Annotated in this window: 11 protein-coding genes; 7 read left to right on the top strand and 4 right to left on the bottom strand. The window is 40.0% G+C overall.

Features of this window, described 5'->3' with window-relative positions:
- Positions 1-13 precede the first annotated feature (13 nt).
- On the top strand, positions 14-1180 hold the full coding sequence (gene cgtA, locus JP36_RS04060) for an Obg family GTPase CgtA (protein ID WP_039172215.1): 1167 nt from the start codon (positions 14-16) through the stop codon (positions 1178-1180).
- 57 nt (positions 1181-1237) lie between these two features.
- Here the strand turns inward: cgtA and JP36_RS04055 are convergent, their stop codons facing one another.
- The gene (locus JP36_RS04055; protein ID WP_039172255.1) at positions 1238-2410 is read right to left on the bottom strand and encodes a 3-phenylpropionate MFS transporter; all 1173 of its coding nucleotides are present in this window, start codon (positions 2408-2410) and stop codon (positions 1238-1240) included.
- The gene (proC, locus tag JP36_RS04050; protein WP_039172213.1) at positions 2410-3225 is read right to left on the bottom strand and encodes a pyrroline-5-carboxylate reductase; all 816 of its coding nucleotides are present in this window, start codon (positions 3223-3225) and stop codon (positions 2410-2412) included. Before proC ends, JP36_RS04055 begins: the two co-directional genes overlap by 1 nt.
- 78 nt (positions 3226-3303) lie before the next feature.
- On the opposite strand from proC, the gene rdgC reads away from it, so the two are divergent.
- From rdgC to JP36_RS04025, 5 genes are all read left to right on the top strand, one after another.
- Complete coding sequence (gene rdgC, locus JP36_RS04045; protein ID WP_039172210.1) at positions 3304-4212, top strand: recombination-associated protein RdgC; 909 nt, start codon at positions 3304-3306, stop codon at positions 4210-4212.
- Positions 4213-4419: 207 nt separating this feature from the next.
- Entirely contained in the window at positions 4420-6576 is a 2157-nt protein-coding gene (pnp, locus tag JP36_RS04040; RefSeq protein WP_039172207.1) for a polyribonucleotide nucleotidyltransferase, read from the top strand.
- 86 nt (positions 6577-6662) lie between these two features.
- Complete coding sequence (gene nlpI, locus JP36_RS04035; RefSeq protein ID WP_039172205.1) at positions 6663-7583, top strand: lipoprotein NlpI; 921 nt, start codon at positions 6663-6665, stop codon at positions 7581-7583.
- Positions 7584-7619: 36 nt separating this feature from the next.
- Positions 7620-9407 (top strand): DEAD/DEAH box helicase, encoded by a 1788-nt coding sequence (locus JP36_RS04030; protein ID WP_039172202.1) that lies wholly within the window; start codon positions 7620-7622, stop codon positions 9405-9407.
- Between the two features lie 51 nt (positions 9408-9458).
- Positions 9459-10349, top strand: coding sequence for a YgfZ/GcvT domain-containing protein (locus tag JP36_RS04025; RefSeq protein WP_039172199.1), 891 nt, complete (start codon positions 9459-9461; stop codon positions 10347-10349).
- A 34-nt stretch (positions 10350-10383) separates the two neighbouring features.
- Here the strand turns inward: JP36_RS04025 and JP36_RS04020 are convergent, their stop codons facing one another.
- Together JP36_RS04020 and pssA are read right to left on the bottom strand one after the other, a co-directional pair.
- Entirely contained in the window at positions 10384-11244 is an 861-nt protein-coding gene (locus JP36_RS04020) for a YicC/YloC family endoribonuclease (RefSeq protein WP_039172197.1), read from the bottom strand.
- Positions 11245-11268: 24 nt separating this feature from the next.
- Positions 11269-12627, bottom strand: coding sequence for a CDP-diacylglycerol--serine O-phosphatidyltransferase (gene pssA, locus JP36_RS04015; protein ID WP_039172252.1), 1359 nt, complete (start codon positions 12625-12627; stop codon positions 11269-11271).
- 143 nt (positions 12628-12770) lie between these two features.
- Here pssA and JP36_RS04010 point away from each other — a divergent pair, with 143 nt between their 5' ends.
- Positions 12771-13844, top strand: coding sequence for a TrmH family RNA methyltransferase (locus JP36_RS04010; RefSeq protein ID WP_039172194.1), 1074 nt, complete (start codon positions 12771-12773; stop codon positions 13842-13844).
- Positions 13845-13856 lie beyond the last annotated feature (12 nt).

The following is a 13856-nucleotide window of genomic DNA, read 5'->3' as shown; positions in this document are numbered from 1 at the left end:
AGATTAAAACAAGATGAAATTTATTGATGAAGCCTTAATTCGTGTTGAAGCTGGTGATGGTGGCAATGGTTGTGTCAGTTTTCGCCGAGAGAAATATATTCCGAAAGGTGGGCCTGATGGTGGTGATGGTGGCGATGGTGGTGATGTTTACCTAATTGCTGATGAAAATTTAAATACATTGGTAGATTATCGTTTTGAAAAACGGTTTTCGGCAGGACGAGGCGAGAACGGGCGCAGTTCTAACTGCACCGGACATCGTGGTAATGATATCACGTTACGTGTACCAGTTGGTACGCGTGCGGTTGATAACGATACCAAAGAGGTCATTGGTGACTTAACTGAACATAATATGAAATTATTGGTAGCAAAAGGCGGTTATCACGGTTTGGGGAATACTCGTTTTAAATCATCGGTAAATCGTGCGCCTCGCCAAAAAACTAATGGTACGCCGGGTGAAAAACGAGATTTGCAGTTAGAGTTAATGTTGCTTGCTGATGTTGGAATGTTGGGGTTGCCTAACGCCGGTAAATCGACCTTTATCCGTGCGGTGTCGGCAGCAAAGCCGAAAGTGGCGGATTATCCTTTTACCACATTGGTGCCGAGTTTAGGTGTGGTGAAAGTGGATGCAAACCGTAGTTTCGTTATTGCGGATATCCCGGGATTGATCGAAGGGGCGTCAGAAGGAGCCGGTTTAGGAACTCGTTTCTTAAAACACCTTGAACGTTGTCGAGTGTTGATCCATTTGGTGGATATTCTGCCAATTGATGAGAGTGATCCAGCGGATAATATTGCGATTATCGAAACCGAATTGTTCCAATACAGCGAAAAATTAGCGGATAAGCCACGTTGGCTGGTTTTCAATAAAATGGATACCTTGAGCGATGAGGAAGCGCAACAGCGTGCGGCAGAAATTGCTGAACGTATCGGTTGGGACAGTGATTATTATCTTATTTCCGCTGCAACAGGGCGCAATGTACCGGATTTGGTCAGAGAGGTGATGGACTTTATTGAAGCCAATCCGCGCGAAAAAGTGGTTGTTGCCGAGAATGAAGAAGTGAAATTCAAATGGGAGGACTATCACCAGCAACAGTTGGCAGATGTTGAAGAAGGTGACGACGACTGGGATGATGATTGGTCAGAAGAAGACGAAGAGGGTGTGGAGATTATTTATAAACCATAAACTTTGTCTAAAATACAAATAGAAAGAGGATAGTACGTTTTATACTATCCTTTTTGTTTATTCACGGATTGCAGTGACTTTTCCACAATTTGTTTTTGGTAAAAACAGTAATGCCGATAAGGCAAAAGCTGCCATTGTCCAGAATGCGAAAGTCGGGTTGTAGCTGTAAATAACGCCGGATAATGCGGTCAACAGTGCGACAGCGATACAGTTGCTGATACCGTTATATAACGCCTGTAACTTAGCGATATGTGAATCGGGTTGAGCAGAAATATAGCGAACAGTGGCAAAGTGGCTGACAGCGTAAGTTAATGCGTGAAATAGTTGTAACAAGGTCAACAATGCTAAATTTCCTAATACTGGAAATGCCATCCAGCGGATAGCAGCAGCAATGATGCTTAGCGTAAATAATGTAGTAATATTCCAATGTTTAAATAATTTGGAAGCAAAAAAGAACAAAATCACTTCCGCTACCACAGAAATTCCCCACAATAGGCTAGTGGTTTTCAGATCGATACCCTGTGAAACCCAATAGATGGTACTGTAAGCATAGTAAGCACCGTGTGAGCCTTGAATTAATGAAATGGCGATCAATAAACGGAGAGTATTCGTTTCGGATAATAATTGACGATAACTTATACTTTTCGCTTGGGTTGCTTGCAGATTAGAAATTGGAAGTGTCGCGGGGATTGGCAGTTGGTATAAAATATAGACGATTAATAAACTCAAGATGACCCAAATAATAGAAGAATCGCCAAGATAACTAATTAATGCACCAAAAACTACTACTCCAATCACGAACCCTAATGAACCGATTAAACGTACTCTGCCATAATCTAAGCCGATTTGTCGATTCCAAATACCAGCAAGACTATCCTGCAATGGCATTCCAGCACCGTTGAATAGACTAAACAGAGCAAATAGCACAAAAATTAATAAAAAAGAGTGCCAATACCATGAGCTGATGGCAATCATTAAAATAACTAAAGCAGAGGAAAATGCCAGATTGCGTAACATTGCCGGTAGATAAGCGGTATCTTTAATTTTGCCGGAAAAGAAAATACCGCCCAAGAAACGGAATATGTAGGCAGAAGCTAGCAAAAGAGCAATATTTTCATCACTGTAAGATTGTGATTGTAACCACACTGGAATAAGTGGCACAAACACACCATAGGCACAGAAATAGCCAAAATAATTGAGAATGAGCCAATAATTTGATTTCAGTTTAATCAAAATAATTTCTCCATCTCTTCCGCACGTGCCACTGCCGCTTGCATTGCTTGTGCAATCGTCTGTTCTAGCTGATGTTGTTGGAACACATTAATCGCCGCCGCAGTCGTGCCGCCCTTAGAAGTGACTTGTTGACGTAAGATCTCTAAGGACAAATCTGGATTTTTAATTACCATTTGTGCTACACCCAACGCGGTTTGTTGCACTAATAAACGTGATTGCTGTTCATCCAATCCCATTGCCATCGCAGTTTTTTGCATCGCTTCCATAAAGAGGAAAAAATAAGCTGGGCTACTGCCGGAAGTTGCAATAATAGTATTAATGCTGGATTCTGTTTCCACCCAGCAACTTTGACCAATCGCATTGAAAAGTTCTGTGGCATATTTTTTAAATTCCAAATTAACATTCGGATTGGCATATAAACCGGACATTCCTTCGCCGATCAAAGCAGGTGTGTTCGGCATAACACGTACAATTTGTTTGGCGGAGGGTAGATAACGCTGCAACGTGTCTACGCTGATGCCGGCAGCGATAGAAATCAGCCATTTATGTTGTAAATCATATTGTTGAAATACCTGGCAGGTTTGTTGCATATTTTGTGGTTTAACCGCCAACACAATCACTTCGGCAAATTCAATAGCGCTGGTGGATACCGCTGTGGTTAATATGCCTTTTTCTTCAAAGGCTTGACGTTTGTTTTCGTTATGATCGCAAATCATAATGTGATCTGCTTGATAGCCTTTTGCTAATAATCCCAATGCAATGGCACGTGCCATATTGCCGCCGCCGATAAAGGCGATCTTTTTCAGTTGCATAAGATTTTCTCCATAAATCACGGTACAATAGCGGCTATTGTACCCGACAGCTATGAAGATAACTATAAGGAAACAGCGATGTTTTGGTTTAAGAATATTTTAGTTTACCGTTTAACAAAAAAATTAGACTGGTCTACAGAAAACTTACAGCAGAGTTTAGCATTACAGCAATTTTTCCCTTGCGGCGCAGGTGATAGAACAAAATTAGGTTGGCAAGCACCTTTGATGGATAGTGAAATGTTCTATTTTGAAGTAAGTGGACAAATTCTATTGGTAGCACACAAAGAAGAGAAAATGTTGCCGAGTAATGTGGTTAAAGAAACACTGGAAAACCGAATTAAAGAGATTGAAGCGGCACAGCAACGTAAATTAAAAAAGACAGAGAAACAATCCTTAAAAGATGATGTGATTGCCACGTTATTACCGCGAGCATTTAGCCGTCATCAGCGTACCGCCTTGTGGGTTGATACACAAAACGATTTAATTTATGTTGATGCAGCCTCAAGCAAGAGAGCTGAAGATGTGTTGGCATTATTGCGTAAGTCGCTTGGCTCGTTACCTGTAGTACCATTATCGTTTGCTGAACCGTTATTTATGACAATGACGAACTGGTTATTGACCGATAGCCTGCCTGAATGGCTTTCTTGCTTGGAAGAGGCGGAATTTAAAGATTTGGATACAGGTTCAACGCTACGTTGTAAAAATCAAGACCTCTATGAACAAGATATTCAGGGACACCTTTCTGCCGGTAAGGTTGTAACTAAATTGGCATTGGAATGGGAAGATCATTTTAGTTTTATTTTTAATGAGGATACTTCCTTAAAACGAATAAAATTTGCTGATGTGGTTAAAGAGAAGAATGATGACATTTTAAAAGAGGATGTTGCCCAACGATTTGATGCTGATTTTGTCTTAATGACGGGTGAGTTATCACTGTTTATGCAAAAAATGCTGGAATTATTAGGTGAGAAAAAATTGGGAGAATAAGATTTCCTGAGAAAATAACAATGCGTCTGTTTTAAAATCACGCTATAATAGCACACTTTGTAATACCTCGTTTTGTGTGCGGCTAACAAAAATATTTTTGTTTAGTGGTGTTTTCATTTCTTAATTTTTAGGAAAATATTTTTGCTAGTCGCAAACGGGTCATTACAAATGTCATTAACTTAACATTATTTATAAGAGGATAAAATTGTGACTCCATTTGTGAAACAATTTAAATACGGGCAACATACCGTAACATTAGAAACGGGAGCGATGGCACGCCAAGCGACCGCAGCGGTAATGGCAAGTATGGATGATACTTGTGTATTTGTCACCGTTGTAGCAAAAAAAGATGTGAAAGAGGGACAAGATTTCTTTCCATTAACTGTTAATTATCAAGAACGTAGTTATGCTGCTGGTCGTATTCCGGGTGGTTTTTTTAAACGTGAAGGGCGTCCTTCAGAAGGTGAAACCTTAATTGCACGCTTAATTGATCGTCCGATTCGTCCATTATTTCCGGAAGGTTTTTTAAATGAAATTCAGATTATTGCGACTGTTATGTCTGTTAATCCTCAAATTAGTCCGGATTTAGTCGCAATGATTGGTGCATCTGCGGCACTTTCTTTATCTGGTGTGCCGTTTAATGGTCCAATTGGTGCGGCACGAGTCGGTTTTATTAATGATCAGTTCGTACTTAACCCAACAATATCAGAACAAAAACAGAGTCGTTTGGATTTAGTGGTTGCCGGTACGGATAAAGCAGTATTAATGGTTGAATCTGAAGCGGATATTCTTACCGAAGAACAGATGTTGGCAGCGGTGGTTTTCGGTCATCAACAACAACAGGTTGTGATTGAAGCGATCAAAGAGTTTACGGCAGAAGCTGGTAAACCTCGTTGGGATTGGCAGGCTCCAGCTAAAAATGAAGCTTTAATCAATCGTATTAAAGAACTCTCTGAAGCTCGTTTAGGTGAGGCTTATCGTATTACTGAAAAACAGGCACGTTATGAACAGATTGATGCGATCAAAGCCGATGTGTGTGCTACTGTGTTAGCTGAAAATAGCGAAGATGATAGCATTACCGAAGGTAAAATCATTGATATTATTCACGAATTAGAAAGTGGTGTTGTTCGCAGCCGTATTTTAGCAGGTGAGCCGCGTATTGATGGACGTACCGTTGATACTGTTCGCGCATTGGATATTTGTACTGGCGTTCTGCCTCGTACCCACGGCTCCGCTATTTTCACTCGTGGTGAAACGCAATCTTTAGCGGTGACTACATTAGGTACGGAACGTGATGCTCAAATTATTGATGAATTGACTGGTGAAAGAACCGATCATTTCTTGTTCCACTATAATTTCCCGCCATACTCTGTTGGTGAAACAGGTTTGATTGGCTCACCAAAACGCCGTGAAATAGGTCACGGACGCTTAGCCAAACGTGGCGTTGCTGCAGTAATGCCGACTTTAGAAGAGTTCCCTTATGTGGTGCGTGTGGTGTCTGAAATCACAGAATCAAACGGTTCTTCTTCAATGGCATCTGTTTGTGGTGCATCTTTGTCATTAATGGATGCCGGTGTGCCGATTAAAGCAGCGGTTGCCGGTATTGCAATGGGCTTAGTGAAAGAAGATGATAAATTTGTCGTGTTATCCGATATTCTTGGCGATGAAGATCACCTTGGTGATATGGACTTCAAAGTTGCAGGTACTCGTGCAGGGGTAACCGCATTGCAAATGGATATTAAAATTGAAGGGATCACGCCTGAAATTATGCAGATTGCGCTTAACCAAGCAAAAAGTGCAAGAATGCACATTCTTAATGTAATGGAACAAGCGATTCAAACACCGCGTGCTGATATTTCTGATTTCGCACCTCGTATTCATACAATGAAGATTGATCCGAAGAAAATTAAAGATGTTATCGGAAAAGGTGGCGCGGTGATCCGTAGTTTGACTGAAGAAACAGGCACTTCTATTGATATTGATGATGATGGTACCGTGAAAATTGCCGCAACCGATAACAATGCGGCGAAAGAGGTAATGTCTAGAATCGAAGAGATTGTCGCTGAAGTGGAAGTGAATAAAATCTACCAAGGCAAAGTGACTCGTATCGTTGATTTTGGTGCATTTGTTGCGGTGTTGGGCAACAAAGAAGGATTGGTTCATATCTCACAGATTTCTGATGAGCGTGTAGAGAAAGTCAGTGATTATCTACAAGTTGGTCAGGAAGTGGTAGTTAAAGTGGTTGAAATTGATCGTCAAGGGCGTATTCGTTTGACAATGAAAGACCTTCAACCTAAAACAGTTAATGAGCCTGAAACGACAAATGAAAACAGCGCAATTGAAGATCATTCAATAGACGCGTAAGATATAAGCAATGACGAATAACACCGTGGTTTTGCCACGGTGTTTTTGCCGCAAGTGTTGGGCTAAGTGCTAGTTAAGGCAGTATTATGTGTCGATTGCAGAGAAGAGTTTGTTCATTTTTCTATTTTCCGTTTTTTTCATTATGCTTTTTGTTGATGGGGTGTTCTACTTCACCATTACGTGTTTTAGGAACGGATTCTCAATTAATATTTTCCGATACCAAACCGCAGGAACATATTGATCAGGAAGTAGTTATTGCTAAACTCAGTCAAGTGCTGCAATTAGAAAAAATGAATCGAGAAGATCGTGCTGCATTTTATTTTGAACGCGGTGTTTTATACGATAGTCTTGGTCTTTGGACATTGGCTAGATTTGATTTTTCTCAAGCGATTCAGCTCAAACCAACAATGGCAGATGCTTATAATTATTTAGGGATTTATGCCCTAGTTGAGGGGGATTACGATGCTGCGATTGATTATTTCAATGCCGTGCTGACATTTGATCCTCATTACAGTTATGCTTTCTTTAATCGTGGGTTAAGTTACTATTACTCTAACCGTTTTGCACGAGCGGAAGATGATTTAATTAAATTTTATCAAGAAGATACGACAAACCCTTATCGCGTACTTTGGTTATATTTCAATGAATTGAAACAGAACCCTGATTTGGCGTTTTCTCGTTTGAAACAGCGTGCAAATAAACTTTCCGATCAATATTGGGGAACGAATATTGTACAGTATTATTTAACGCAGATTTCTTTATCCGAATTACAACAACGGATGAAGCAGTATGCAGGCAAATCTTCCTCACAATATTCAGAAGTTTTAACGGAAACCTATTTTTACTTGGCAAAACAGCAATTAATGCAAAATCATCAACAGGATGCGATTACGCTATTTAAATTAGCAATGGTGAATCAAGTTTATAGCTTTGTAGAATATCGTTTTTCATTGTTAGAACTTTTGCGTTTAAGTGAAACTAAAGCCCCAGCACAAAGCAAGCCATAATATTATTAAAACAAAAATTTATACTTTGGTATTTACATGACAGAACAAACAATGACTTTTGCAGATTTAGGTCTGCCGGAAAACCTTTTATCTGCAGTTTCAGACCTAGGTTTTATTAATCCTTCACCAATTCAGCAAGCGTGTATCCCACACTTATTAAATGGTGAAGATGTGCTTGGTATGGCACAAACAGGTAGTGGCAAAACAGCGGCTTTTGCACTGCCATTATTAACAAAAATAGATCTTAATAAAAAATATCCGCAACTTTTGGTAATGGCACCGACGCGTGAATTGGCTATTCAAGTGGCAGATGCGTGTGAACAATTTGCAAAAAATTTACAAGGTATCAATATTGTTACTGTTTATGGCGGACAGCGTTATGATATTCAGCTTCGTGCATTGAAGCAAGGAGCGCAAGTTGTTGTCGGTACTCCTGGAAGGATTTTAGACCATATTCGTCGCAAAACATTAGATTTAAGTGCATTAAAAGCAATTGTGCTTGATGAAGCCGATGAAATGTTGCGTATGGGATTTATTGAAGATGTTGAAACTGTAATGGCAGAATTGCCTGAATTACATCAGACAGCGTTGTTCTCAGCAACGATGCCTGAACCAATTCGTCGTATTACTCGCCGTTTTATGCGTGAACCTCAAGAAATCAAAATTCAATCGACACAACAAACTGCACCGGATATTACACAATCTTTTTGGTTTGTGAATGGCTTTAAAAAAAGTGAAGCATTAGTGCGTTTTCTTGAAGTGGAAGAATTTGATGCTGCTATTGTTTTTACTCGCACTAAAACCGGTACAACTGAAGTTACTGATTTGCTTGAGCGAAATGGTTTTCGTTGTGCTGCATTGAATGGTGATATGACACAACAGTTGCGTGAGCAAACATTGGAGAAATTAAGAAATGGTCGCCTAGACATTGTTGTGGCGACGGATGTAGCGGCGCGCGGTATTGATATTGACCGTATCAGTTTAGTCGTGAATTATGATATTCCACTTGATCCTGAATCTTATGTGCATCGTATCGGTCGTACCGGGCGTGCAGGGCGTGCAGGGCGTGCACTTTTATTTGTAGAAGCAAGGGAAAAACGCTTGTTACGCAACATTGAGCGTTTGATGAAGAAGACTGTTGATGAGGTGCAAATTCCAAATCACGAACAGTTACAACAAGTTAGACGTGATAAATTTCGTCAGCGGATTACAGCACAGTTGGAACATCACGATCTTGATCAATATCGCAGTCTATTGGAAGATATTTTTGCGGCGGATCAATCACAGGAAGATATTGCAGCAGCAATGATGATGTTATTGCAGGGTAAACAGAAATTAATTCTACCGCCTGATCCTGAAATCAAACCGGTACGCCGTGAGAAGAATCGTGATTATAAAGGTCGTGAACGCAGAGAAAACCCTCGTTCGGCGGAACGTCGTGGAGCAAGAAATGAATTGCCGATGGATCTGTATCGCATTGAGGTTGGGCGTGCAGATGGTGTTGAAGTTGGGCATATTGTTGGTGCTATTGCTAATGAAGGTAATATTAGCAGTCGTTATATCGGTCATATTAAATTGTATGATCATTATGCAACAGTGGAGTTACCACTAGATATGCCAAAAGCTTTATTACAACATTTCCAACGCACTTATGTTGTTGGAAAACCAATGAAAATGTCTTTATTAGAAATGGCGAAAGATATAGATAAAGGAAAGCATTCATCACATAAGAAAACTCGTGATGGTGAAGCCTTCTCAAAGAAATCGCATTCTGCTAAAGAGCGAAAATTTAAAGAAAATCGCAAAAAATTTGCACGACATTAATGACGATAGGGCTTGTGTTGCAAGCCCTATCTTTGTGCTAAGGAGAGAAAAATGTCTAGTTTGAATAATATCAACGGGCTTGCAGCCAAATTGGATAATTATTGTGTAATTGAAATTAATGGCATAGACAGCCAGAAATTTCTACAAGGACAATTAACTTGTGATGTGGTTAGTATGGCAGAGAATAGCTCTACTTTAGCGGCGCATTGTGATCCAAAAGGCAAGGTGATTTCTTTGTTCCGATTGATAAAATTTTCTGCACAACAATTTTGGTTTGTATTTGAGAAAAGTTTGTTGCCGTTAGCATTGCTGCAGTTAAAAAAATATGCGGTCTTTTCTAAAGTTACTTTTGTCGAGAAAAATTTGCACATTGCCGCCTTTAGTGAAGATTGTCTGCCGAATGATTTAATCACCGATGCTGAAGTCACTACAACAGCAGATAAAACATTAGTACGCGTTAATGCAGAGAATGATTTTTACCTCTTATTCAGTGAGAGTGAGCAAGCACAGGCGGAGCAGGCAGAACAGTGGAAATGGCTGAATATCGTTAATGGTGAGCCGTTATTTACCGCTATGGCACAAGGTGAATTTATTCCACAGGCATTAAATTTACAACATTTGGAACAGGCAATTTCGTTCACTAAAGGTTGTTATATTGGTCAAGAAACCATTGCGCGTGCTAAGTATCGTGGTGCAAATAAGTTGGCGATGTTTACCTTGGTGGCGGATGAGATTGAGGCGGTTGAAATCGGTTCCAGCGTGCAAATGGCGTTGGAAAACGGTTGGCGAAAAACAGGCACAATCATTAATTTTGCCCATTATCAACAGCAAACGTGGCTACAAGTGGTGTTGAATAAAGATGTGCCACTGGAAACGCCGTTCCGTTTAAAAGAAGATGGCGCAGTTTACCAGCTACTGGAAAATAGATTTGAAGAACAGTAAAAATTAAAGGCAGCTCAAATGAGCTGCCTTTTGCTTATTCGATATTTTGTACCTGCTCACGCATCTGTTCAATTAACACTTTCAACGTGACCGCAGCGTTGGTGATTTCCGTATTAATTGACTTGGATGCCAATGTGTTGGATTCTCGATTCAGCTCCTGCATCATAAAATCTAAACGGCGACCGACAACACCACCTTTGTTGATGATGTTATTAGTTTCTTTGATGTGCATTTCCAAACGATCCAACTCTTCGGCAACGTCAATACGTTGTGCCAACAAAATCATCTCCTGTTCCAAGCGGCTCGGTTCAAGCTGTAACTGCACCTCTTCAAAACGTTGTAATAAGCGTTCACGCTGCCATTGCAACACTTCCGGCATTTTATTACGAACGAATGTCACTTCGGTAGCAATAGCCTGTAAACGGGTACGAATGGCTTCTGCTAATTTTTCACCTTCTCGTGCGCGCATAGCAATAAAATCATCCAATAATGCATTGAAACCGGTGAGTAGCTCCTGACCAAGCTCATCGACGTCAACGCCGGCATCTTCCACTACCCCCGGATAACGCAGAATATCAATCGGATTAATTTGACCATCATTTAATTTAGTTTTAATCCAATACAAAGCTTCCATTACTTGGCGAGCAAACGTTTGATTAAGGTTTAATCCAGATTTTGCTTGATTTAATTCAATCCGTAAACTGCATTCGATTTTACCGCGTGACAAGCGTTGTCTTAATGTTTCTCGCAGTGTATTTTCTAACGCTCTGAACTGCTCAGGTAAACGAAAAAAAGTTTCCAGATAACGTTGATTAACAGAACGAATTTCCCAAACTGCACAACCCCATGCTGCTTGGATTTCGTGGCGTGCAAATGCTGTCATACTATAAATCATTCATCATTTCTCTTATTAGTGAAACTATAAAATCATCTTAACCAAATGATCCGCTTTAATCCGCTCAAAACGGCGTAATATTTTTTGCACCGGTGCTGGATAATCGCTTGGTTTATCCAGTTGTTGATAGCTGTTAAGAATGGTGGTGTAAGTGCGTATTTCAGCTAATTCGGTACAGGTTTGAGCAGTCAGCTTGTGATCCAAATCTTGAATTAGTAAACCGTTTTCTGCATCCAAACGCCAAGCACGTGGATTTAAATTATTTCCGGTGAGCAGAATGTAATTGTCATCAACCCAAACGCCTTTAAGGTGATAACTGTTTTCACCGTCTTTCCATAGGCGGATAGTAAGCTGTTTATTATCGATAAAATCGGCAAATTTTTTTGCAAATTGGCGTAAGTTTTTCTCATAAAGGTAAGGCAATGCCCCAGCCATTTTGAACGGTTCAGATGGCGGAATATAAAAATCGTTTGCAGTTTTGTCGCCAACGATAATTTCAATTTTTTTACCTTCGTGCAGCAAAGTTCTAATTCGTTGTTGCAATGAACGAGGAAAGTTGAAATAGGGCGTACAAATTGTTAATTTCTGTTGAGTAACTATAAATAAAGCTTCAATCACTTTATTCAACAGATTGTTTTTGCCAATCCCGAACAGCGGTGTAATAGTTAGTCTGCCGTCTTCAAGGTGTTGTTTTGTACGACAATGATATTTACCGGTTAAAATTAAATTTCTACGGAAAGAACGAATCGCAGGGCGTAGCTCTTTGGTTGGTTTTCGCGCTTGATCGAGGCGATTTACTGCACAAATATCATTTAAATTTTGTTGGATAAATTCAACCAGACAGTCGGCTAATTGTGGGTTTGTAATTTTTTGATAGCGGTCGTAGCGGTAACGATCCTGTTGATGTAAGTAGACATTATTAATGCTTGCTCCACTATAAAGCACAGTATCGTCAAAGATAAACCCTTTAATATGCAACACGCCGAAAATCTCACGGGTATTGATAGGTACACCATAAACAATGACATCATCAAATCCATATTTCTGACGCATTGCCTCATACCAATCGGCATTGCTACTTTGTTGATCTTCACCGATGCGTCCACGTTGCGCACGATGCCAATCAACGAATATTTTAATATCTAAATCGGGATGATTCTGTTTTGCTTGATAAATGGCCTCAAGAATTTCTTGTCCTGCTTCATCCTTTTCCCAATAAAGTGCAGTAATATAAATACGTTTTTTAGCCTGGCTGATAAGTTCCAGTATCTGCTGTTTAAATGCTTTGGAAGATAGGATAATTTCAACCTGTTGCGCTTCCAGTGTATACGCAGGCAAACGAGCTAATCTTCTTTTCGCACGATCTAATCTTGATAGTAACATAATATAATTATGGTTATGCGCTACCATTATGGCGTTGCGCTTTTCTATAAAATGCCTAAGTTTACAATTATTTGTTAAGACTTCTCAACTGTTTCAGTTATAATGGGCGAAATTTTCCTATTATCCAACCTGAAAATAATCCAATGAATAAAAAACCAGTTTTTCAAGAAAATAAATTCCGTTTTTCTGAAAACAATCGCCGTCAGGATCGCACCGAACGTGATCAGAAAGGCAAATCACGTTTTTCAGATAAACCACGTTTCGGCGATAAAAAACAGGATCGTTTCAATGATGACAAACGATCAGGTTTTTTGAATCAAAATAAATTCCGTCAACCACGCGAACCACGTTCTATTTGGGGAGATAAACAGCAGATTACCGCACATAAAGCAGGTACGCTTGGCGAGGGGAGTGTAACGGTAACCATTAAATCCAATGCACCACAACAAAAAATGAAAAAGAAAGGGGCATTATCACCGCGAGCCCCAGAAAATATCCGCCAAAATCGTGCCGAAGAGGTGAAAGTTTATGGCGAAGCGGCGTGTTTTGCTTTATTTGAACATCGTCCGCAAGATATTGTGCGTTTATGGGTCACGCAGGAATTAACGAAAAAAGCCGGTGAAATGATGAGCTATTTAGCAGAAAATAAAAAGGCTTATCACGTGGTGAAAGGGGACGAATTACAGCTTGTCAGTGGTACAGAACATCATGGTGGCATCTGTTTATTAGTGAAAAAACGTCCACCATTAATGCTAAAAAGTTATTTAGAAACGCCTAGAAAACGAGATTGTCTTGTCGTGTTGGATGGCATCGGCAATGCAGCGAATATTGGTGGAGTATTGAAAACACTCGCATTTTATGGTGTGAAAAATGTAGTAACGGATAAGATTGATGCAGTACAAAGCTCGGCAGCGATGCGTGTTGCTGAAGGTGGTATTGAATATTTGCGTTTATTTGAAGTTGCCCATTCGGCATTAGCGTTAGATCTGTTAAAGCAGGAAGGTTATCAACTGATACGTGCCAGTTTATCCAAACAGGCAATAGCACTAAACAAATTGGAGTTACAGGACAAAGTGGCAATTGTGTTGTCGGAAAATACGATTAAAGATCTCGATCCTGATGTGACTAATGTGGCGTTATCGATAACTAATCCACTTTCAACTGGGCTAAATGTGGCAGTTACTGCAGGTGTTTTGTTGTCTAAATGGTATTTCTAGATTATTGATAAA

This window comes from Gallibacterium genomosp. 1 (assembly GCF_000771875.1).
Classification (GTDB): Bacteria; Pseudomonadota; Gammaproteobacteria; order Enterobacterales; family Pasteurellaceae; genus Gallibacterium.
The sequence above is the reverse complement of the archived record's forward strand: the minus strand, read 5'-3'. Positions and strand labels throughout refer to the sequence as shown.

Bases quoted from the DNA above. Each gene is read 5' to 3' on its own strand.
- cgtA (WP_039172215.1), top strand. From the start codon at position 14: ATGAAATTTATTGATGAAGCCTTAATTCGTGTTGAAGCTGGTGATGGT.
- proC (WP_039172213.1), bottom strand. From the start codon at position 3,225: ATGCAACTGAAAAAGATCGCCTTTATCGGCGGCGGCAATATGGCACGT.
- rdgC (WP_039172210.1), top strand. From the start codon at position 3,304: ATGTTTTGGTTTAAGAATATTTTAGTTTACCGTTTAACAAAAAAATTA.
- nlpI (WP_039172205.1), top strand. From the start codon at position 6,663: ATGTGTCGATTGCAGAGAAGAGTTTGTTCATTTTTCTATTTTCCGTTT.
- JP36_RS04030 (WP_039172202.1), top strand. From the start codon at position 7,620: ATGACAGAACAAACAATGACTTTTGCAGATTTAGGTCTGCCGGAAAAC.
- JP36_RS04025 (WP_039172199.1), top strand. From the start codon at position 9,459: ATGTCTAGTTTGAATAATATCAACGGGCTTGCAGCCAAATTGGATAAT.
- JP36_RS04020 (WP_039172197.1), bottom strand. From the start codon at position 11,244: ATGATTTATAGTATGACAGCATTTGCACGCCACGAAATCCAAGCAGCA.
- pssA (WP_039172252.1), bottom strand. From the start codon at position 12,627: ATGTTACTATCAAGATTAGATCGTGCGAAAAGAAGATTAGCTCGTTTG.
- JP36_RS04010 (WP_039172194.1), top strand. From the start codon at position 12,771: ATGAATAAAAAACCAGTTTTTCAAGAAAATAAATTCCGTTTTTCTGAA.